Origin of the sequence: Spongiivirga sp. MCCC 1A20706, assembly GCF_046524175.1 — a bacterium.
Lineage (GTDB): Bacteria > Bacteroidota > Bacteroidia > Flavobacteriales > Flavobacteriaceae > Spongiivirga.
In genome coordinates this window covers 73,036-93,902 of sequence record NZ_JBEFZF010000004.1, presented here as the reverse complement: position 1 = coordinate 93,902, position 20,867 = coordinate 73,036, and the positions used below count along the sequence as shown (strand labels likewise).

At 37.5% G+C, this 20,867-nt stretch carries 20 protein-coding genes; 12 read left to right on the top strand and 8 right to left on the bottom strand.

Annotated elements, in window-relative coordinates; all coding sequences use genetic code 11:
- Positions 1-37: 37 nt before the first annotated feature.
- The 4 genes from ABN763_RS10710 to ABN763_RS10695 form a co-directional block, all read right to left on the bottom strand.
- Positions 38-553, bottom strand: a complete 516-nt coding sequence (locus ABN763_RS10710) for a DUF6702 family protein (protein WP_410485458.1) — start codon at positions 551-553, stop codon at positions 38-40.
- Positions 554-621: 68 nt separating this feature from the next.
- Entirely contained in the window at positions 622-1,416 is a 795-nt protein-coding gene (locus tag ABN763_RS10705; RefSeq protein WP_410485457.1) for a hypothetical protein, read from the bottom strand.
- The gene (locus ABN763_RS10700; protein WP_410485456.1) at positions 1,409-2,173 is read right to left on the bottom strand and encodes a hypothetical protein; all 765 of its coding nucleotides are present in this window, start codon (positions 2,171-2,173) and stop codon (positions 1,409-1,411) included. The genes ABN763_RS10705 and ABN763_RS10700 overlap by 8 nt, the downstream gene beginning before the upstream one ends.
- A 97-nt stretch (positions 2,174-2,270) precedes the next feature.
- Positions 2,271-3,005, bottom strand: a complete 735-nt coding sequence (locus ABN763_RS10695) for a carboxypeptidase-like regulatory domain-containing protein (protein ID WP_410485455.1) — start codon at positions 3,003-3,005, stop codon at positions 2,271-2,273.
- An 85-nt stretch (positions 3,006-3,090) separates the two neighbouring features.
- On the opposite strand from ABN763_RS10695, the gene pepE reads away from it, so the two are divergent.
- The 5 genes from pepE to ABN763_RS10670 all read left to right on the top strand — a co-directional run bounded on the left by pepE (position 3,091) and on the right by ABN763_RS10670 (position 12,009).
- Positions 3,091-3,792 (top strand): dipeptidase PepE, encoded by a 702-nt coding sequence (gene pepE, locus ABN763_RS10690; RefSeq protein WP_410485454.1) that lies wholly within the window; start codon positions 3,091-3,093, stop codon positions 3,790-3,792.
- A gap of 209 nt (positions 3,793-4,001) precedes the next feature.
- Positions 4,002-8,627, top strand: coding sequence for a beta strand repeat-containing protein (locus ABN763_RS10685; RefSeq protein ID WP_410485453.1), 4,626 nt, complete (start codon positions 4,002-4,004; stop codon positions 8,625-8,627).
- Positions 8,628-8,802: 175 nt separating this feature from the next.
- On the top strand, positions 8,803-9,681 hold the full coding sequence (locus ABN763_RS10680) for a hypothetical protein (RefSeq protein ID WP_410485452.1): 879 nt from the start codon (positions 8,803-8,805) through the stop codon (positions 9,679-9,681).
- A gap of 82 nt (positions 9,682-9,763) precedes the next feature.
- Positions 9,764-10,846 (top strand): hypothetical protein, encoded by a 1,083-nt coding sequence (locus ABN763_RS10675; RefSeq protein WP_410485451.1) that lies wholly within the window; start codon positions 9,764-9,766, stop codon positions 10,844-10,846.
- A gap of 11 nt (positions 10,847-10,857) precedes the next feature.
- Positions 10,858-12,009 (top strand): gliding motility-associated C-terminal domain-containing protein, encoded by a 1,152-nt coding sequence (locus ABN763_RS10670; RefSeq protein ID WP_410485450.1) that lies wholly within the window; start codon positions 10,858-10,860, stop codon positions 12,007-12,009.
- Between the two features lie 24 nt (positions 12,010-12,033).
- Here the strand turns inward: ABN763_RS10670 and ABN763_RS10665 are convergent, their stop codons facing one another.
- The 3 genes from ABN763_RS10665 to ABN763_RS10655 all read right to left on the bottom strand — a co-directional run bounded on the left by ABN763_RS10665 (position 12,034) and on the right by ABN763_RS10655 (position 13,959).
- Positions 12,034-12,738, bottom strand: a complete 705-nt coding sequence (locus tag ABN763_RS10665; protein ID WP_410485449.1) for a hypothetical protein — start codon at positions 12,736-12,738, stop codon at positions 12,034-12,036.
- Between the two features lie 55 nt (positions 12,739-12,793).
- Positions 12,794-13,366: a thrombospondin type 3 repeat-containing protein gene (locus tag ABN763_RS10660; RefSeq protein WP_410485448.1), complete on the bottom strand. Its 573-nt coding sequence runs from the start codon at positions 13,364-13,366 to the stop codon at positions 12,794-12,796.
- Between the two features lie 221 nt (positions 13,367-13,587).
- Positions 13,588-13,959 (bottom strand): SnoaL-like domain-containing protein, encoded by a 372-nt coding sequence (locus tag ABN763_RS10655; protein WP_410485447.1) that lies wholly within the window; start codon positions 13,957-13,959, stop codon positions 13,588-13,590.
- A gap of 112 nt (positions 13,960-14,071) precedes the next feature.
- On the opposite strand from ABN763_RS10655, the gene ABN763_RS10650 reads away from it, so the two are divergent.
- Together ABN763_RS10650 and ABN763_RS10645 are read left to right on the top strand one after the other, a co-directional pair.
- A complete protein-coding gene (locus ABN763_RS10650; RefSeq protein WP_410485446.1) occupies positions 14,072-14,803 on the top strand; it encodes a M15 family metallopeptidase in 732 nt (243 codons plus the stop codon).
- Between the two features lie 116 nt (positions 14,804-14,919).
- Positions 14,920-15,687 carry a M48 family metalloprotease gene (locus ABN763_RS10645; protein WP_410485445.1) on the top strand — a complete coding sequence of 256 codons (768 nt, stop codon included), beginning with the start codon at positions 14,920-14,922 and terminating at the stop codon, positions 15,685-15,687.
- Between the two features lie 92 nt (positions 15,688-15,779).
- On the opposite strand, the gene ABN763_RS10640 is transcribed toward ABN763_RS10645, so the two are convergent.
- Positions 15,780-16,193: an ankyrin repeat domain-containing protein gene (locus ABN763_RS10640; protein ID WP_410485444.1), complete on the bottom strand. Its 414-nt coding sequence runs from the start codon at positions 16,191-16,193 to the stop codon at positions 15,780-15,782.
- A gap of 264 nt (positions 16,194-16,457) precedes the next feature.
- Between ABN763_RS10640 and gpmI the strand changes: the two genes are divergently transcribed.
- The 5 genes from gpmI (at position 16,458) to ABN763_RS10615 (ending at position 20,861) form a co-directional block, all read left to right on the top strand.
- Positions 16,458-17,975, top strand: a complete 1,518-nt coding sequence (gpmI, locus tag ABN763_RS10635; RefSeq protein ID WP_410485443.1) for a 2,3-bisphosphoglycerate-independent phosphoglycerate mutase — start codon at positions 16,458-16,460, stop codon at positions 17,973-17,975.
- Between the two features lie 121 nt (positions 17,976-18,096).
- On the top strand, positions 18,097-18,639 hold the full coding sequence (locus tag ABN763_RS10630) for a thioredoxin family protein (RefSeq protein WP_410485442.1): 543 nt from the start codon (positions 18,097-18,099) through the stop codon (positions 18,637-18,639).
- An 8-nt stretch (positions 18,640-18,647) separates the two neighbouring features.
- Positions 18,648-19,142, top strand: a complete 495-nt coding sequence (locus ABN763_RS10625) for a GyrI-like domain-containing protein (RefSeq protein WP_410485441.1) — start codon at positions 18,648-18,650, stop codon at positions 19,140-19,142.
- 86 nt (positions 19,143-19,228) lie between these two features.
- Positions 19,229-20,047 (top strand): type I methionyl aminopeptidase, encoded by an 819-nt coding sequence (map, locus tag ABN763_RS10620; protein ID WP_410485440.1) that lies wholly within the window; start codon positions 19,229-19,231, stop codon positions 20,045-20,047.
- A 49-nt stretch (positions 20,048-20,096) separates the two neighbouring features.
- On the top strand, positions 20,097-20,861 hold the full coding sequence (locus ABN763_RS10615; protein WP_410485439.1) for a class I SAM-dependent methyltransferase: 765 nt from the start codon (positions 20,097-20,099) through the stop codon (positions 20,859-20,861).
- Positions 20,862-20,867 lie beyond the last annotated feature (6 nt).

Sequence of the window (20,867 nt, the reverse complement as noted above, 5' to 3'; positions counted from 1 at the left end):
GGAAATTAACGATAACCTGAGGATTGATAAAAGCTGATTAGAAATTTAACATTCCTTTATCATTTTCTTTGATCAACACAAAACTTTTACGCTTTCCCTTAAGACGAAGATGAACGATATTTTGCTGTTCTTCAAATAGGTCAAATAGCAACTGATTAGTAATGGATACATTCTTGATTTCTTCTGTATTGACAATTTCTACGTAGCATTTTACGATATCATTGTCAAATTCCTTACCCAAATAACTAAGCTTCGCCTCTATACCATTTACCTTGATCGTTAACTTCTTATTTAGGTATTTACCAATTATCGTTTCAATTGATTTAGAGGAGTTTTGTTCATTTAACACAATAGCATCATCATATCGCTCTTGAAGGACATCTTCAAAATCGTCAATAAACAGCCGGATGGTTATTTGCAGATTATTCCCCTTCTTAGCTTGCTCAATGTCAGTAGTGCTTACGTAGTACTTGTGGGCTTCATCTTTGGCAGAAAACCCCATTAAGAAAAAAGAAATGCTAATTAAAAGTATGCTGTGAACTCTAAACTTCATATTGCAAAAGTATTGAAATACTAATAAATGTTTTTCAATAACCGTTCCAAAAACTGACCTGACAAAAACTATTCTTTTTCAATTTTCTGAAACTCTTTCAATTGATCGATCAAAAACTCCATTTGCACCACTGAATTTGCATTTCGACATTTTGAACCATAGGTTTCTGCCAACGAACAGAAATAGAAAAATCGATATGATTCCTCCTTTTTAAGCCCGTAAACATCCATTAGTACTGGCTCAAATTGTTCTTTGATCTTTTCTATAAATGCCTCCTCACTTTCTAGTTTTACTCGTTTTTTTAGCATTTTTGTCCGACCGGAAATAGCATTTATAATGGGATTTAAGGGAATTGTTGTTAGAAATCCCCATTGAAACTTACCCATTGAGGCCTCTTGTAAACGCCTTTCTGATTGTGTTGGCGGCGCTTTGGTACTACCGGGTATGCCTAAATCATAAAAATTAATTTTTTTCTTTACTCCCGAATTTTTAAGATCAAAAGCCGGGTCGCCGGATAATTTATTATACAAAGTCACACCTTCTAATTCTTCCACCCTCATTTCCAGTAGGACTTCGCCAAAACCTTCATCAATAATACCTTGTTCGACTACTATATTCTTTAACTTAAATTGTACCGCAGAAAATACGATAGTATCATTCAACTTTGCCACAATTTCAAAGAACCCCTTCTCATTGGTGATCGTGTTTTTTTGTGACGTTTTGTTAATAACATGAACCCCTTCAACCGATAGCGAATCGTGCACAATTTGTCCGCCAATTTTTCCGGATGATGTTATTTGCGCCTGAACTCCGCTAATAACAAACAAAAACCCTAGGACAATATTTAGTTTAAGTTTACTCATTAGACCCAACAACGGATTTTTGATATTCTTTCATCTTTTCTATAAAAAAATCAAGCTGTTCAAAAGCTGAATCAGTATTCGCGATTTTTTCAAATCTAGTATCCTCCGAGCAAAAATCGAAAAAATCATATCCTTTTTCAGTTGGAAGTTGATAAACATCGATCATTGTTTGTTCATAGCGTTTTTGCATACGATCGATGTTGGCTAGTTTTTTTTCAAGCTTTAGACGATTTTTAAGTTTTTTTGTTCTTCCCGTTAAGGCATTAATAATTGGCATTAATGGTATTAAACCACTGCCCGAGGTTGCAGTATAAACCCGTCGCTCAGCTTGTGTTTTTTTTGGCCCAGTGTAACCGGGTATTCCAAGATCGTAGAAGTTAATAGGTTTCGATGCCTCAGAGTTTTTCATATCAAAAGCAACATTACCTGACAATTTATTGTAAAGTACCACCTCGTCTAATTCGTTCACGCGTTCTTGCATTACAACGGTAATAGGCTGCTTTGAAGAAACTACTACACTATATAATTTAAATTGCACAGCAGAAAATACAATGCTGTCTCCTACTCGAGCGAGGATACTAAACTTTCCATTTTCGTCAGTTATGGTATTTCTTTCAAAGGTTTTATTTATCACATGAACATCGGCAACATTAAATGATTCATATGATATCGTCCCGTTCAGCTCAAAAACATCTTGAGCTTGTGTTACTGATAAAAATGGTACAATAAAGAAAAAGCAGCGTAATTGTTTAGCCATGCAGTTAGTTTGTTTAGTTGCAGTAAAGAAAACAGACTAACTCTTATTAAAAACTTAAAACGGCAATAAACTTTTGTTAAACAGTATTCAAGAAATTTTATTCCTTTGGTATTTTCTTGTATTCGATACTTTGATCGACTAAGAACTCAATTAGTTTAAACTCTCTGTTTTTTCCAGTAAGATCTTGAGACGTAATTTTATCGTCGCAATAAAAAAGGAATTTTCCTATTTCAGCTTGCTCTATCCCCAAGTCTACCACAAAAAATTCATCTTCATACATTTCTCGTAAAAATTCACTCACCTTCAAGGGTTCATTTGCACTCTTATCTTTCTTTTTATTACCACGAAGTGCTTTGAAAATATTCACGAAATTGACTCCATTATAAAAAGTACCGCTGTTTGTTGCATAATTTTGAAGTCGGGTGTATTGATCGCGCTCGTAGTCGTATTTTTTATATTTTTCCTTTTCAAGCTCTAGAAATCGTTCTTTTGATTCAGGCGAAACTACAACCTCGTCCAACTCGGTCACTTTTTCCTTTACCTCAACAACTAATCGTCTTTTTTCTAAAATATCTTTGGTTACCACCACCGATTTAAACTTATAATTCACTGCTGAAAAAACAAGCGTATCCCCTTGTTTTACAAAAATTTCAAATTGGCCTGAATTATTGGTAATGGTTGCTTTTTGGGTATTCGCATTAATCACATTTTCGCCCGTAACCACCGAGTTTCTATATAAAACAGTGCCGCGTAACAATTCGCGATCTGTTTCTTGAGCAATAGACAAAGTTGAAACTGAAATAAAAAGAAGTAAGTAGATTAATTTTTGCATAATGTAAAGAAAACAACCAAAGCTTAAAGATAACTTGTTCTTTGCTATAAACTTTTGTTAAATTGGACCAAATCTAGTTGCACTAATGAAAAAAATGATCGTTGCCAGCACTTCGACCCTGCACGGACAGAAACCTCTTGCATACCTTAATGAAGAACTTACTGCTTTTTTTAAGGGTATTGAACAGATTCTTTTTATTCCCTACGCCAGACCTAATGGAATTTCGCATGATCAATATACAGGTAGCGTTGCTAGTGCCTTATTAAACATTGGCAAGCTAGTAGGAATTCATGAGTTTAATGACCCGATTGACGCAATAAAAAAAGCTCAAGCGATTTACGTGGGTGGAGGTAATACATTTCTATTGGTAAAAACCCTACACGATCTTGATTTGTTTACTCCGTTGCGGGAAAGCATTGAAAAAGGCACTCCGTATTTAGGCACCAGTGCGGGGAGCAATATTTGCGGATTAAGTATGCAAACATCTAATGATATGCCAATTGTGTATCCCTCTAGTTTTAATACCCTAGGCACCCTTCCTTTTAATATAAATCCCCACTATCAGGATCCAGATCCAGACAGCACATTTATGGGTGAAACTAGGGAAACTAGGATTAAAGAATATCTTACACAAAATGAAACGCCCGTTATAGGCTTAAGAGAAGGTAGCTGGCTCGATATAAAACATGAAAAAATCACATTACGCGGTCCTTTTAGCGCTCGGATTTTTAAAAAGAAACAACCTCCTTATGAATTGGCAAGTAACGCTTTATTGGATTTCATCTAAAAAAAAAGACACTTACTCGATATGCTCGTATCAATTTTTTGAATTTCCCGTTTAAATCTGAACTTTTACAAAATAACCCTACTATACCAATTTCATAAGCTATTAAGTTGTAATTACATGTTTGAAAATTCCTATGTAAACGATGAAATTATTACATTTATTGATTAAATAAATTTTGTATCCTCGAAAGCCCCTTAAAACTCCAAGTTATGAAGAATAAGTTAACACTGGTATTCTTAGTAATTACCTGTGCCACTTCACTGTACTCGCAAGTGAAGATAGGTAATAATCCAGATCAGATTGATAACGCATCTATTTTAGAACTAGAAAGTGCCGAAAGGGTATTTGTTTTAACAAGGGTCACTAATACCCAAATGAATGCAATTACACCCTTGAATGGTGCTATGGTCTACAATACTGATCTAAATTGCATTTTTCAATATGCAAATTCAACCTGGGTAAGTCTTTGTGGCGCACTCACAAACGAAACAGTTACTGCCATAGTAGATAATGGCGATGGAACTTTTACATACACAAACGAAGACAACATTGCCGTAATTATTGAAAAAGCGAGATTCACTGATAACGGAGATGGCACATTTACTTTTAACAATGGAGGGGCACCTGTTGCAATTGATACAAATAATACGCTAACTACTTTTAGTTTAAATGGGGACGGAAAAACATTGGAATATACCGATGAAAATGGGCTGACTACTTCAGTAGATCTGGAAACCATCATTGATAATTTTGAAACGAACACTTCGGTAGCAATTGATGCTGCTGCTGGCAATCTGTTTTATGTTGATGAAAACGGGACAACCAATACAATTGACCTGTCTGCCTTAGTAGCTGCGCAAGAAACACTTACCTCCTTTGCATTAAACGCTGACGGAAAAACCCTTGAATATGTCGATGAGAATGGGAATACAACCTCAGTAGATCTGGAAACGGTTATCGATAACTTTGAAACCAATACATCGGTTGCGGTGGATGCCGTTGCTGGTAACTTATTTTATGTTGATGAAAACGGGATAACTAATACTGTAGACCTGTCTGCACTTGTGGCAGCTCAAGAAACGCTTACCATTTTTGCTTTAAATGCCGATGGAAGAACCTTAGAATATACAGATGAAAATGGTATACTATCCAGTGTAGACCTTCAACCCATCATTGACAATTTTGAATCGGTAACGTCTCTTGCCGTTGATGCCACCGCGGGCACATTAAGCTTTACAGACGAAAATGGAATCGCCAATACAATCGACCTGACAGCTTTAGTAGCTAATCATGAGACTCTCACAAGCATATCGGCTACCGGAAGCACGATTACTTATACTGATGAAAATGGCGTTGATACGAATATCAACAATATCACCAGAAGCGTTAATGGTGTAAATCCTGCAGCTGACGGAAACGTTACTTTAGGTCCTGGTAATATTGCAGGCAATGATCTTACAGCTGGAGACGCTAGTATTACTGTGAACAACGGAACTGGTGCTACTTTAATCAATTCCGATATCCAAGTAACTGACGGTGGAATATCAACAGTAAAAATTGCTAATGATGCAGTTGATGCTACAAAAATAAACAGCGATGTAGCAGGAAACGGACTCTTACAAAATGCTGGAACAGGTGCTTTAGAGGTTGATTTTGCATCCATTACAGCAGCTATTAGTGGCGATGCCACTGTTTCTCCTACGGGAGTATTAGATTTAACAAACGGAGCTGTTGAAACTAGTGAGATTGCTGATGATGCCGTTTCGCTTGCTAAAATAGCAGATGGTACCACTGATGGTGAAGTACTTCGATATAATGGGACTGATTGGGTATTGGTTGATGAATCAACTCTTAGTATCACTGAAGTGGATGGTGTTATCGGAAATGAAATAACAAACGCTACCGATGGTACGTTAGTACGTTCAGGAGCAGGCGATGCAGGTGATCCTTTTACACTTGGTGTTGCAGCATCGGGAATTACCACCACAGAACTGGCTGACAATGCGGTCACCACTGCGAAGCTTGCAGCTGATGCCGTTGACAATACCAAACTAGCAGATGATGCGGTCCAAGTCGAGAACATTTTAAACGGTACTGCAAATCAAGTACTCAAAACAAATGCCGCTGGTACCGATGTGGAATGGGGTACCCTTGATGCAAACAATATCACAGGTGAAGATCTTACTGCCACTGATGCATCCATTACCGTAACTACTGGTACTGGGGCTACCCTAGTAGATGCGAGTATTCAAGTAGCGACCGATGGTATCACCAATGCGAAAATGGCCGATAATGCTATTGGAAATGCGGAACTACTCGATAATGCAGTGAATACTGCTGAGATTGTTAATGATGCGGTTACAACAGCCAAAATTGCTGATTTAAATGTCACTACAGGAAAACTAGCGGCCGATGCTGTTGACAATACCAAACTAGCAGATGATGCGGTCCAAGTCGAGAACATTTTAAACGGTACTGCAAATCAAGTTCTAAAAACCAACGCAGCAGGAACCGATGTAGAATGGGGTACCCTTGATGCAAACAATATCACAGGTGAAGATCTTACTGCCACTGATGCATCCATTACCGTAACTACTGGTACTGGGGCTACATTAGTAGATGCGAGTATTCAAGTAGCGACCGATGGTATCACCAATGCGAAGATGGCAGATAATGCTATTGGAAATGCGGAACTACTCGATAATGCAGTGAATACTGCTGAGATTGTTAATGATGCGGTTACAACAGCCAAGATTGCTGATTTAAATGTCACTACAGGAAAACTAGCTGCCGATGTTGTTGACAATACCAAACTAGCAGATGATGCGGTCCAAGTCGAGAACATTTTAAACGGTACTGCAAATCAAGTTCTAAAAACCAACGCAGCAGGAACCGATGTAGAATGGGGTACCCTTGATGCAAACAATATCACAGGTGAAGATCTTACTGCCACTGATGCATCCATTACCGTAACTACTGGTACTGGGGCTACATTAGTAGATGCGAGTATTCAAGTAGCGACCGATGGTATCACCAATGCGAAAATGGCCGATAATGCTATTGGAAATGCGGAACTACTCGATAATGCAGTGAATACCGCTGAGATTGTTGATGATGCTGTCACTACGGCCAAGATTGCAGATGGAGCAATAGTTGGTGGCGCAGGAGGTGTTATTGCTGACAATACCATTACAGCCTCCGACCTTGGGCCAAATTCGGTAAATGCATCTGAAATAAACGCCAATGCTGTTGGAACATCAGAACTGCAAGATGATGCTGTTGAAGTTGATAATATTTTGGAAGGTACAGCAAATCAAGTGCTGAAAACCAATGCAGCGGGTACGGCAGTAGAATGGGGCACACTGGATGCAAACAATATCACAGGTGAAGATCTTACTGCTACTGATGCATCCATAACCGTAACCACCGGTACTGGAGCTACATTAGTAGATGCAAGTATTCAAGTCGCGACCGATGGAATTACCAATGCGAAGATGGCCGATAATGCTATAGGAAATGCGGAACTACTCGATAATGCAGTGAATACTGCTGAGATTGTGGATGATGCGGTCACTACTGCCAAGATTACTGATTTAAATGTGACTACAGGAAAACTAGCTGCCGATGCTGTTGACAATACCAAACTAGCAGATGATGCGGTCCAAGTCGAGAACATTTTAAACGGTACTGCAAATCAAGTATTAAAAACCAACGCGGCAGGAACTGATGTGGAATGGGGTACACTTGATGCAAACAATATCACAGGTGAAGATCTTACTGCTACTGATGCATCCATTACCGTAACTACCGGTACTGGAGCTACATTAGTTGATGCAAGTATTCAAGTCGCTACCGATGGAATTACCAATGCGAAGATGGCGGATAATGCTATTGGAAATGCAGAACTACTCGATAATGCGGTGAATACTGCTGAGATTGTGGATGATGCGGTCACTACTGCCAAGATCGCAGACGCCGGAGCAGATCAGGTACTAACTACAGACGCCGCTGGTGCACCACAGTGGGAAGATAAAACAATCTTTGATGATACAGATGATGCCTTCATTAATAATTCAGGTGCAAGCAGAGTGGAATTAGATACGCAATCAGACGGAACGACAGCCAGAACTTCTGGAACAGAGTTTGTAATCCAGGATAATGGTCGAGTAGGAATTGGGTTAGATGCTCCTGAACGACAATTTCACGTAGCAGGAACCGATTCAGGTATCCGACTTGATCGGTATGGCAGTGACGCCTTCTTTTTCTTTGCGAACCTTAATGCAGCCGGAACATCGGTTATTCAAAATTGGGGACTCATTAATAATTCGGCCGACAATAGTTTCGAAATTAGAGATTATGGAACAGCAGTTGGCGGAGCTGGCACTTCAATTCCTTTCCGCATAAAAACAACGCAAGAAATGCAATTAGAAGGATATGGTGAAGATAATACCGATACACAAGTAACAGCAGCAAAACAACCAGATTCAGGACTTGCGGTGGATACCGTTGGAAATGTGATCGAAGTTCCAACAATTTTTGCTACCGGTAAAGTAGCTTCTGCAGGTGGTGGTACAATTTTTAACGCCACCGCCGTAAGAAACAGTGTTGGTAATTATACGGTTAGTTGGACATTAAATATCGGAACCAATTATATAATACAATTATCGCAACCAGGTCGAGGCGGCGCGGGCAATGACGATCCTGGAATTTCATATAACAACCAAACGGGTACCAGTTTTGATGTGATTATAGGTGATAACGATAACGGTGGTACCGATAGAGCACGATTCGATTCAGAATTTATGTTTACAATCATTCGTATTCCTGGAATTTAAAATAATCTAAATATGTAAAAAACAAAGCTAAACCCAGAGATGTATTAGCTGTTCATTTTAGAACGGCCACCCCTAAATTGCTCTCTTTTAATTAACAGCAACCTACTAGTTTTAAATGGATTAAGCCAAATAAAACTAATACGTTGCCCACTAGATAATTAAAATTTAATCAATTATGAGCAATTCTTTTAAAGAACTAAAAAAGCTATTCTGTGTAATTACGGTAGTAGCTTTTATGAAAATTAATGCGCAAGATCCTAATCTTATATTAACATTAGTAAGTTTGACCACAACGCAAATGAATAGTATTACTCCGCCTATTGGAGCCTTAATCTACAATAGTACTGAAAATGCAGTTTTTCAGTATACTGGATCATGGGAACAAGTTCCTGCAGGAAACACCACCTGGAGCACTTCGGGAAATTCAGGAACGAACCCAACAAATGATTTCATTGGAACGACAGATGGTCAGGATTTAGTTTTCAGGACCAATAATCTGGAAGCATTTAGAGTTTCCCAAACCAATCAACGTGTAGCAATAAATACAACCAACCCAAATGCCCAACTGGATATTTTGAGTACGGAAGTCCCACTCAGAATACAACCTAATGCCACAACACCTACCGGTTCATTGAGTGGGCAAATGTTTGTTGCCAATGATGGATTACTGTATTCATATGATGCTGTGCGAACAAAGTGGTTAAGTGTTGACAGAACAATGTTTGGGTGGGGTCGAAACAGTGCTAATACAACCGATGAATATCTAAGACAATACAATGGTGCATTTTCTATTAACAATGGTTGGCGAATGATAAGAGACGGCACCATTACAGCTATTACCGTTCAAACAGACGCTGCTGAAAGTTGCACAATTGAAATTAGAAAAAATGATACAACAACAATAATTTCAAGTTTAACGCTTACCAATGAAGAGGGAAGGCATGACAATACGATTAATGTGGATTTTGATGAAGGAGATTTTTTACAATGTTATCTAAATGGGACTGACATCGATTTTCCACAGGTGCTTATTGAAATTGCTTGGCGAAAATAACATGACAATAAAAACAAATTAAAACAACAATAAACTAAAAACACTTTATAGCGAGCTTTAAATATTAACCATTACTAAAACAATGAAGATTTTTTATTCCCTAACACAAAAAATCATTTGTTGTGTAGCTATCTGTTTTATACTTCAGGTAAAGGCACAACTGGATCCGAACCTTATATTAACATTGGTTCAAGTAACAACAACAGAAATGAATGGAATTGCTTCCCCCGGAGTGGGATCATTAGTTTTTAATACCACCGAAAATTCAGTTTTTGAATTCAATGGTACGAATTGGCTGGAAGTGACGACTAACAATAGTGCTTGGAAAACTGATGGCAACGCAGGTACCGACGATACAACTGATTTTATAGGCACTACAGATGCGGAAGATTTCGTTCTTTCAGCAAATGGTGCTGAGCGATTACGCCTTTCGCAAGGAAACCAAACTGTTCGTGTAAACCAAGCAACTCAATTTGGCAACCATCCGTTTATCATCAGGGCAAATGGTGACGATGTAATGGCTTTTCAGGACAACACAGGAACAACGGAATGGCACTGGAACCTATTGGGTAACGGTTTAAATTTTGTGGAAACCGGCGTTGCCGACTATCGTATTTTCATGGAGCAAGGTGGACAAATAGGTATTAATACCAATACTCCAGATGCGCAGTTAGATATAGAAAGTGCCGATGTTCCGTTAAGAATTCAACCAAGTGCAACGACCCCTACAGGAACTTTAGGAGGGCAAATGTTTGTTGATACGGATGGATTGTTATATACATATGATGCTACAAGAACCAAATGGTTAAGTGTAGATCGCGTTATGCTCGGGTGGGGCAGAAATAGCGGAAGTGCCTCCAATGAATATTTAAGACAATTTAATGGTTCACAATCGAATAATAACGGCTGGCGCATGATTCGAGATGCTACCATCACCGCCATTACTGTACAAAGTAATAACGTAGATACGTTTGACATACAGATACGCAGTAATGATAATACTGCTCCAATATTGACGTTTACGGTGACCGCAGCCGAGGGCGGCCATGATAACACCATAAATATTGATGTTTCTGAGGGTGATTTTATTCAGTGTTTTCTTCCCACAGTCGCGGGAGGTGTTTCTAATCCACAAGTGTTAATTGAAGTTGCCACAAGAAAATAAGATTAATAGCAATGAAAAAGAAAATTCCATATACGCTGATTACTGTAATAAGCTGCACTTTTGCGTTGGTTGTTAATGCACAAGTTGCTTTTCAAAATAACGGAAACGTGCAAATTCATGATCAAGGCCAAATGGGTTTTCACATTGACTTAATTAATCAAGGGGTATTCAATCAAAATCTGGGACTAGCAGGGTTTTATAATCAGAATAATCCGCTTATAGTATCTGGCAACGCTGTGGTTTTTAACGATCTGGAAATTGACGTTACAAATAATCTTTTTTTAAGAACAGCTGTTGGTGTATCAAACGGTGCAAATTTTATTACCGGATTAGTGGTTACGGACCGGAACCAATTGGGTGTATCCTTAGATTTTATTAATGATGCTTTTTATTCTGGAGTTGTCAATACTAGTCATACTGATGGGTACTCATCCGTTTCAGGAACTGATGCTTTTACCTTTCCTATAGGCGATGATAGCCGTTTTCGACCGATGAGTGTTTCTTCAAGTTCGTCCCAACAATTTTTTAGTGGTGCATACTTTTTTGAAGATCCGAATAGCCCATCGACTTTTGGAACTAATTTTAATACCAATACTAAACAGGGAAGAATTGGGTCAGTAAATCCTACAGAATTCTGGGATCTAAATGGTAAAACTGAAACCTCAGTCACTCTTACTTGGGACGCTAACAGCAACATTAGTTTTCTTGTTGATGATATTGAAAATTTATTAGTAGTAGGCTGGAATGAAAACGATGCCGAATGGCAGGATCTTGGAAATACTGAGGTCACGGGAGATATTACGTCTGGTAGTATTACTTCATTTACCTTCAGCCCGAGTGATTATGCTATTATCACTATAGGAGCCGCTAATACGACTGCTGAAAACCTAAATTATGGTATTAGTCCCGATGGTGATGGTATAAATGATGTATTGGTAATTGAAGCCACAAGAAATAGAACACAAAATCATTTAGAAATTTACAACCGTTGGGGCGTTAAGGTGTATGAGGCCGACGGATATACAAACGATTGGAACGGAACCTCTGATGGTCGTATAACAATTTCTAGGGATAAAGGACTACCAGTTGGTACGTACTTCTATATTTTAGAATTCAAGGATACTGGCGAAAAAGTGACGGGTTATATATACATCAACCGATAATTTACCAACTAGTATATCCAAATTCTAATTAAAATTAACATCATCTGTTCGGAATTGGAACACTTCTGAACTTGTTATATTTCCTTGCGAATCCTCGGTATTTACCATCCAATAATAAAGTGTCCCTGAATTAACTGCGTGCGTCAATTCATTATTTTGGGTTGAACCTACTGCTTCTATTGGTGGAAACTTTGTATCTAATATCACTTCATAATTTACTATATCCTCATCACGATCAGTACACATCCAACTTAAATTGACAAAACTTGAACTAATCCACTCTCCGCGTTTAGGACTAATCGGCATTGCAGCATTCGGGGGATGCACACTATAACTGGAAGATTCTATGATGAAATTTGATACCGAACTGACCTTATGTAATGGATTGTTTTCAAAAAAAGTGCTAACGTACCACGAGTAACTATCGTTAACACTAACCTCAATATCCAAACTATTCGTTTCTAATTCAAAAATAGCGGTTTCGAATGTGCTATTGTTAGTCAAGAACAAATTGTAATAGTCAACATTATCATTTGACTCTTCCCATCTAAAGGTCACGATAGCATTTTCCCCATTAAAAGAAAGCGTACTACAAGGTATATTATCTACAGGGTATTCTAGTTTGGCCGCAAAAAAATCACTTTCAAAAATCTCTTCATTGGTAGGTTCATTACAAGCAGTAGTAAAAAAAATAAGGCCTAGTATTCCGCAAATATAATTGTATTTCATATGTGTAAGTATTTAGGGTAGTGTGATAAAATTTTAATAGAAACTCCAGCTTCTATTACAAATTAATTGTGTATCTCCTTAAAAAATTCGGCTGCCTTCTAACTGTAATCATCAGGACATAGGAAGCGTGAGTAAGCCCCGTTATCTCAATTTCTTTTCTAAAGCTATATTGCACTGCATTTTTGTCGGAATCAATCAACGTAAGTTCATAATCATGTTCTTCAATAGTACTGATACTGATCATGGCCTCTGTGCTGTTTACAGAACATTCTTCTTTGGCAAATCCGATTTCAAAATTGTTAGAAGGGAGCGTAAAAACGGGACATCCATTCACATCCACAGTAAAATTCATAGAACCAGCACATTGATCATGACTATCCAAAACACCGTCATTGTCATCATCATCATCGCAAACATCACCAATACCATCATTATCGGTGTCTAGTTGATTGGGGTTTGCTATTGTAGGACAATTATCATTTACATCCAATACTCCATCTCCATCAACATCAGAAAATGTTGACGTAGTTTCATTATTCAAAAAAGTAGTATTTGCATTGGCATTGGATATATTTCCAAATGCAACAAAAAAAGAAAAAAGTAATAGTAAAAGTAATTCTCTATCCATAAATTAAAATTTTAATAATTAATTTACAGATCTAGTTAGGGATCAATCTGTTCGTAAAGTTTTTATAAAGCCGTTGACGAATATATGCTCTTTTAATGATACGACAAGCTAAAAAACATATTTAATCGATGAAATGCATATTATTTAACATTTTTTAGTAAAAAATAGGCGAATGTAGTCTACATCCGCCTGCTTCTATTTCAGATTTATTTATTACTTACTTATCCCATTTCCGGGACCTCATAATGATATGAGGCCTTGGTTATCTGCCCATTTTGCACTTGGTACATACATATTTCTTCCATTGCTTGTCGCCCTCCTTCTTTAAAGGTAATATCATATGACATTGGTATTGCAAAATGATTGCCTGCGACCATTGGATCTCCTACTTCACCGCCATGCATTTCTTGAATGTTATTTTGCCATTGATGAAAATCCTTAATAATTTGCTCTTTACCTTCAGCTAGTGCGTTTGGCATTCCCGGCATTTCTTGACTAATGCAATTTTCAGCATATAATTCGTTATAGGCTTCCTCGTATTTACCTTCTCTGCATAAACTAACGAGCCTATCAGCTACTTCTTTGGTTGTCATAATGATTGGTTTTTAGATTATTAGCTTTCAAGATAAAAAAATACCTTCTGTTTATTTTAAATAAAAAGTTAATTCATTACTATCTTTAGGGCTATAGCTAATTAATAAGATTATGCAACGCCGTATTTTTCTCAAATCCACTGCAATGGCAACTGCTGGTATTTTAAGCCTATCTAGTTTTCGCATTTGGAAAAATAATTTTTCAAAAGAAGAGTTAATAGGAAAAGGAAATCCAGAGCTTTTTGGTGATGGTTTTCTTTTAAGAAAAGAAGCTTTTGACGCATATACCAAAATGTGCAAAGCGGCTTTAAAGGATGGGATCAAAATTAAAGCTGTTAGCAGTTATCGGAATTACGACCATCAAAATAGAATATGGACTCGTAAGTACGAGCGTTTTACAAAAGAAGGACACTCCCCTATTCAGGCTATTCGTAAAATTGTTGAATACTCAACGATTCCTGGTACATCAAGGCACCACTGGGGAACTGACATTGATATCATAGACGGAAGTAAAAAAGTGGAAGGTGACGTATTAGTTGCTTCAAAATTTCATGGTAATGGACCTTTCTGTAAACTACGAGAGTGGTTAGATGAGTACTCTGAGTCTTTTGGCTTTTACACAGTGTACACTTCTAATGCTAATAGAAAAGGATTTAAATATGAACCGTGGCATGTTAGTTATGCAGCTATTTCTATACCTATGCTTAAAGAATATAGAACATTAGATGTTAAATCGATGCTGCAGCAAGAAAAGCTAATGGGTAGTGAGTATTTCACTGAAGACTTTATCAATCAATATATCAATGAAAATATCTTGGACATTAACCCTGAGCTACTTAAGTAGACAATTTCGTATCTTTAGAATTGAAAGTTTAGCGTTTTGAAATTTTGAAAACGCAGCACCTTGAACCCTACCTAATAAATTTTAAGCCAAATTAAAACCTTAAACGTTAAATCAAATTGAGAGGAAGTAAGTTAAAAATTCGTTTATTAATTGGTCTTGCTATTGTGGCATTTGCTTATTTTAAGCGATGCAGTAATCAGCAGGAAAATCCCTATACGGGTCGTGTTCAAAATATCGATATGTCTACTGACCAAGAAATCGCAATTGGTCTTGAAAGTGCTCCTAAAATGGCGCAGCAACACGGGGGTTTGGACCCTGACTCCAAAGCACAGGCCTTAGTTGATTATGTTGGAAAGAAATTAGTTGATAACAGTATGGCAAGAGAAACTCCTTATCGTTACGAATTTCATTTGCTGGCCGATAACCGCACAATAAATGCATTTGCATTACCAGGAGGTCAAATTTTTATTACGCGTGCATTGTTTTCGCGATTACAAACTGAAGATCAATTGGCAGGTGTATTAGGTCATGAAATAGGACATGTTTTGGGTAAACATAGTGCTGAACGGATTGCTGAGTCAAAACATTGGCAAACTTTAGCCACTGGTGCCTCTGTCGGTGCAGACATGGGTGGTGTTGTAGGTGGTATTGGGCAAAACATTCTACTAGGCAATGGTCGCGATGATGAACTTGAAAGTGATAAATTAGGAGTACGTTTTATGATGCGAGCAGGATATAATCCTGAAGAAATGATTGGCGTCATGAAAATACTAAAGGCTGCTGCAGGACCTAACAGGGTTCCTGAATTTCAAAGCACCCATCCTGACCCGGATAATCGAATCGAAAAAATTAAGGAAGCAATTCGTGAATACCGTGGCACCTAGTGAATGCACAAAGTATAGCAAATAAAAAAGTCCCAGATTCTCTGGGACTTTTTACTTCTAACTAACTAATTCAAATAACCTTAAGGAAGTACTTAAGCTTTTCGTCGTTTCTTCTTTTTCTTTTGATCTTTCAAGGCCTTTTCAATAACCTTGGCGGCGTCATCAGCATTTGATAACAATGCGTATTTGTGCGCAGTATATCCTTTAGGGCAAGTTGCCTTGATATTAGCGCCACTTTCAATAAGCAAAGCTGCGATCTCTGTTTTATTGTAGCGAGCAGCATACATTAATGGACTAAGCCCATTAGATTTTTCGTTGACGTCTTCACCTAAATTTATCATTTTCTTTACAGTGTCAACGTCACCTTTTACAATAGCTTTACAAAAAGCACTAACCTTTGCAGCTGGCTTTTCAATGATGATTTCTTTCTTTAAAACAAAGTGGTTTGAAAAAGCTGCGGTACTAAGAAATAAGCACAACAGCACAAAAACTGAAGTTTTTCTCATGATGATTGATTTTTTGATTAATGATTAGATTCATTAAATAAATTACGTATCAAAATCAAGCACCGATCACAAAAAAATTATAAATAACCTAATTTTAACGATCTGTAAACAAAAATGTTAACAATATAGGTCTCTTATTTTCGGATAATCTCCACCCTAAGCGGATGAAATATTCATAATTTCTGGGACACATTTTTAAGAATATAGCACCAATACCTACAACACAATCTTAGTATCTTTGCTAATTGATTTTAACTCGTGTTTATGAATAAGAAAGTTATCCTTATGATTCTAGATGGTTGGGGCATGTCTCCTGATCCTAAAGTATCTGCGATCGACAATGCCAATACACCATTTATAGACGGCTTATATGATAAATACCCTCATGCAACTTTACGAACTGACGGTATGAATGTGGGCTTGCCTGAAGGACAGATGGGTAACAGTGAGGTAGGACATATGAACTTGGGCGCAGGGCGCATCGTATATCAAGATTTAGCAAAAATTAATCTTGCTGTTGAAAACAACACTTTGGAAAAAGAAAAAGTACTAACAGATGCTTTTGACTATGCAAAAACCAATAATAAGAAAGTCCACTTTTTAGGTTTGGTATCAGACGGTGGTGTGCACTCCCATATTAACCATTTAAAAGGATTGCTTGAAACAGGCCATGCAAGTGGAGTTAAAAATATGTATGTTCATGCATTTACAGATGGACGTGATGTAGACCCCAAATCTGGAAAGGGTTTTATCCAAGATTTACAAGCTACCTTGAACAAAACCAACGCTTCCTTGGCAACAGTGACTGGTAGATATTATGCTATGGACCGTGACAAACGTTGGGAACGGGTAGCTTTAGCATATAATTGTATGGTAAAGGGCCAAGGTGAACATTCAATCGACGCTTTACAGTCTATTCAAGCAAACTATGACAATGATATTACTGATGAGTTTATCAAACCGATTGTGATGGTCAGTTCTGAGGGTACTCCCGTTGGAAACATTGAAATGGATGATGTTATTATATTCTTCAATTTTAGAACGGACAGGGGACGCCAACTTACGGATGCACTTTCGCAACGTGATTTTCCAGAATATAAAATGGAAAAACTACCCCTTTATTATGTAACCCTTACCAATTATGATGAAACTTTTAAAGGTATTCAGGTAGTATATACCAAAGATAATATTGAAAAAACCCTGGGCGAAGTCCTTGCCACCCATGGTAAAAAACAAATTAGAATAGCGGAGACTGAAAAATATCCACATGTTACTTTCTTTTTTAATGGTGGTCGAGAAGAGCCTTTTGATGGTGAACAGCGTATTCTCAAAAATTCTCCTAAAGTAGCTACCTATGATTTGAAACCGGAGATGAGTGCCTATGAACTTAAAGATGCTTTGGTAACCGAACTTGAAAAGGAGGAAACGCACTTTGTATGTCTTAATTTCGCAAATGGTGATATGGTAGGTCATACTGGAGTGATGGAAGCAGCCATAAAGGCATGCGAAGCAGTAGATAAATGTGTAAGAGATGTTGTAACTACCGGTTTAGAACATGGCTATAGTACCTTGTTAATTGCAGATCATGGTAATTGCGAAACGATGCTTAATCCCGATGGAAGTCCGCATACGGCGCATACAACCAATCCAGTTCCGGTAATTTTAATAGATCCAGAATTAAAAAAGATTAAAGATGGTATTTTAGGTGATATGGCTCCTACCATTCTAGATATGATGGGTATTGAAAAACCGAAAGAAATGACGCAACATTCGTTAGTATAAACATAATCTCCCTAGTAAATCATGTTTTATGAAATGAGTCATGATAACTAAAAGATGATTTCTTTTAGTGTTTAATGGCATATTTCATCTCACCTTTTAAAAAATGATAAAACTTGAACAGATGAAGAATAACATTCTTTTATTTCTTTTTTTTATTGTTCTCATGGGCTGTAAGTCAAAAACAGCTATTAATATTACTGTTCCTGATCCAGATGAAGAATACACTGCGATCATGGTAGGCCCTGCTAACAGAGCTGGCCTTGAAAAAGAACCCTTTTCGTACTGGTTTGGCAAAAATGCGAATAACTACGTAGCTGATGATACTAGTATACAAGAGATAAAACCATTGCTAAAAAATGTATCGATAAAGTTATTTATGGGTACTTGGTGCGAGGATAGTCAGCGAGAGGTCCCTAACTTTTATAAGATCATGGATGCTGCCAGTTTTAACTACAACAAGTTGGAGTTGATAGCGGTTACGCGAGATAAAACTACACCGCAAGAACTAGAAAAAGGACTGAATATCATTAATGTCCCTACCATAATATTATACAAGGACGGTAAGGAAATAAACCGAATTGTTGAGTTCCCTATAGAGAGTCTTGAAAAAGACATGTTGGCTATTTTAAGTGGAAACGAATATAAACATGCCTACGCAGAATAATCGAAATAATGATACTCACTGAACCAAAAATAACAACTATACCGAAAAAATTATTGGCTGCGGTAAGTGTAAGAACATCAATCGAAGAATTTGGAATGCCGCGTGCATGGCAACAGCTAATGCCAAAGCGAAATGAAATTACCAATACCGTAAGCAACAATAGATACTCTATTCAGGTTTATGATCAAGCCTATGATTACAAAACATTCACACCTTATACTCAGTTTACCTATATTGCAGGAATAGAAGTTAGCGATCAAAATATGCTCCCGGAAGGAATTGAACCGAAACAACTAGTAGGTGGTTTATATGCTGTTTTTAACCATAAAGGAACGATGACTCAGTTTAGAAAAACATTACAATACATTCATCAAGAATGGTTACCACAATCAATCTACCAGTTGGATCATCGCAACCATTTTGAAGTTTTAGGTGACACCTATTTGGGCCATGATAACCCAAACTCTGAAGAAGAGGTTTGGGTACCGATAAAAAAGAAGTAATATTTTCAGTATTTGCTTTACAGCTCAGCTTAGTTTAGTTGTAATGACTTTGTTTTGCTAACTTTGTGCGCTACAAAATTCATTAAATGATAATTACTAAATCTGCAGAAGAAATTGAATTAATGCGTGAAAGCGCACTAATTGTTTCTAAAACATTAGGGATGTTGGCTACAGAAGCTAAAGAGGGTGTTACTACCAATCAATTGGATGCTTTAGCGGAGGAATTTATTCGAGATCATGGTGCTGTTCCCGGTTTTTTAGGTTTATATGACTGTCCCTCGACCCTGCTTACTAGTGTTAATGAAGCAGTGGTGCATGGTCTACCAACAGATATTCCCCTTAAAGATGGTGACATTGTTGCCATTGACTGCGGTGCTTTAAAAAATGAATTTTATGGTGATCATGCCTATACATTTGAGATTGGTAATGTAGCAGAAGAAACCAAGAAGCTACTTCAGGTTACTAAAGAGTCACTTTATATAGGTATCCGAGAGTTTAAAGCCGGTAATCGTGTAGGAGATGTCGGTTATGCAATTCAGCAATATTGCGAAGGTCATGGCTACGGCGTGGTGCGTGAACTAGTTGGTCATGGTTTAGGAAGAAAAATGCATGAAGATCCTGAAATGCCAAATTATGGTAGAAGGGGGCGTGGCAAAAAGTTTATTGAAGGTATGGTAGTAGCGATCGAACCTATGATTAATATGGGTACCGAAAAAATCAAGCAATTAAAGGATGGCTGGACAATCGTCACCCGAGATGGAAAGCCTAGTGCTCATTTCGAGCATGACGTTGCACTAGTAAACGGAAAACCAGAAATACTTTCTACTTTTCATTATATCTATGAAGCCTTAGGAATTGAAAGCGATGAAGAGGAGGAGTTTCGAGCTAAAGAAATTGTTTTTTAGTTATTACACAGAGCTTCGCAAAGCATCCAGCTCAGGGTAACAACCAAATATGAAAAAACTCTTTAAGTTAATTTTAAACACCATACCAAGGCCAGTATTAATACGGTTGAGTTTTTTTGTGCGTCCATTATTGGTTCTCTTTTTAAAAGGGAAAAAATATACTGATCCAATTGATGGGAAAAGTTTTAGAAAATTTCTTCCCTATGGCTATGGCAAACAACGCCCAAACGTGTTATCACCGAGCACCTTGTCACTAGAACGCCATCGCCTATTATGGTTATACCTTAAAAACGAAACTGATTTCTTTACAAAACCTCAAAAGGTATTGCATTTTGCACCAGAACAAGCATTTTATAAAGGATTTAGAAAACAACAAAATTTAGATTACACCACCACTGATCTTAATTCACCACTAGCTGATGTCAAAGCCGATATTTGCAATCTTCCGTTCGAAGATGATACATACGATATCATCTTATGCAATCATGTGTTAGAACACATTCCCGATGACACCAAAGCAATGCAAGAACTATATAGAATTCTAAGGCCTGGTGGAATGGGAATTTTTCAAATCCCCCAGGACTTAAATAGCGCTTCTACTTTTGAAGATAATAGTATTACAGATCCTAAAGAACGTGCCAAGATTTTTGGTCAATATGATCATGTCCGTGTTTATGGCCGAGATTATTTTGATAAGTTGCGTACAATCGGATTCACAGTTGAAGAAGTTAATTATACAGCGACCTTATCTAACGAATTAGTGGATAAATATCGACTGGCAAAAGGAGAAATTATTCCAGTTTGCAGAAAGTAGATTTAT

Bases quoted from the DNA above. Each gene is read 5' to 3' on its own strand.
- ABN763_RS10710 (WP_410485458.1), bottom strand. From the start codon at position 553: ATGAAGTTTAGAGTTCACAGCATACTTTTAATTAGCATTTCTTTTTTC.
- ABN763_RS10705 (WP_410485457.1), bottom strand. From the start codon at position 1,416: ATGAGTAAACTTAAACTAAATATTGTCCTAGGGTTTTTGTTTGTTATT.
- ABN763_RS10700 (WP_410485456.1), bottom strand. From the start codon at position 2,173: ATGGCTAAACAATTACGCTGCTTTTTCTTTATTGTACCATTTTTATCA.
- ABN763_RS10695 (WP_410485455.1), bottom strand. From the start codon at position 3,005: ATGCAAAAATTAATCTACTTACTTCTTTTTATTTCAGTTTCAACTTTG.
- pepE (WP_410485454.1), top strand. From the start codon at position 3,091: ATGAAAAAAATGATCGTTGCCAGCACTTCGACCCTGCACGGACAGAAA.
- ABN763_RS10685 (WP_410485453.1), top strand. From the start codon at position 4,002: ATGAAGAATAAGTTAACACTGGTATTCTTAGTAATTACCTGTGCCACT.
- ABN763_RS10680 (WP_410485452.1), top strand. From the start codon at position 8,803: ATGAGCAATTCTTTTAAAGAACTAAAAAAGCTATTCTGTGTAATTACG.
- ABN763_RS10675 (WP_410485451.1), top strand. From the start codon at position 9,764: ATGAAGATTTTTTATTCCCTAACACAAAAAATCATTTGTTGTGTAGCT.
- ABN763_RS10670 (WP_410485450.1), top strand. From the start codon at position 10,858: ATGAAAAAGAAAATTCCATATACGCTGATTACTGTAATAAGCTGCACT.
- ABN763_RS10665 (WP_410485449.1), bottom strand. From the start codon at position 12,738: ATGAAATACAATTATATTTGCGGAATACTAGGCCTTATTTTTTTTACT.
- ABN763_RS10660 (WP_410485448.1), bottom strand. From the start codon at position 13,366: ATGGATAGAGAATTACTTTTACTATTACTTTTTTCTTTTTTTGTTGCA.
- ABN763_RS10655 (WP_410485447.1), bottom strand. From the start codon at position 13,959: ATGACAACCAAAGAAGTAGCTGATAGGCTCGTTAGTTTATGCAGAGAA.
- ABN763_RS10650 (WP_410485446.1), top strand. From the start codon at position 14,072: ATGCAACGCCGTATTTTTCTCAAATCCACTGCAATGGCAACTGCTGGT.
- ABN763_RS10640 (WP_410485444.1), bottom strand. From the start codon at position 16,193: ATGAGAAAAACTTCAGTTTTTGTGCTGTTGTGCTTATTTCTTAGTACC.
- gpmI (WP_410485443.1), top strand. From the start codon at position 16,458: ATGAATAAGAAAGTTATCCTTATGATTCTAGATGGTTGGGGCATGTCT.
- ABN763_RS10630 (WP_410485442.1), top strand. From the start codon at position 18,097: ATGAAGAATAACATTCTTTTATTTCTTTTTTTTATTGTTCTCATGGGC.
- ABN763_RS10625 (WP_410485441.1), top strand. From the start codon at position 18,648: ATGATACTCACTGAACCAAAAATAACAACTATACCGAAAAAATTATTG.
- map (WP_410485440.1), top strand. From the start codon at position 19,229: ATGATAATTACTAAATCTGCAGAAGAAATTGAATTAATGCGTGAAAGC.
- ABN763_RS10615 (WP_410485439.1), top strand. From the start codon at position 20,097: ATGAAAAAACTCTTTAAGTTAATTTTAAACACCATACCAAGGCCAGTA.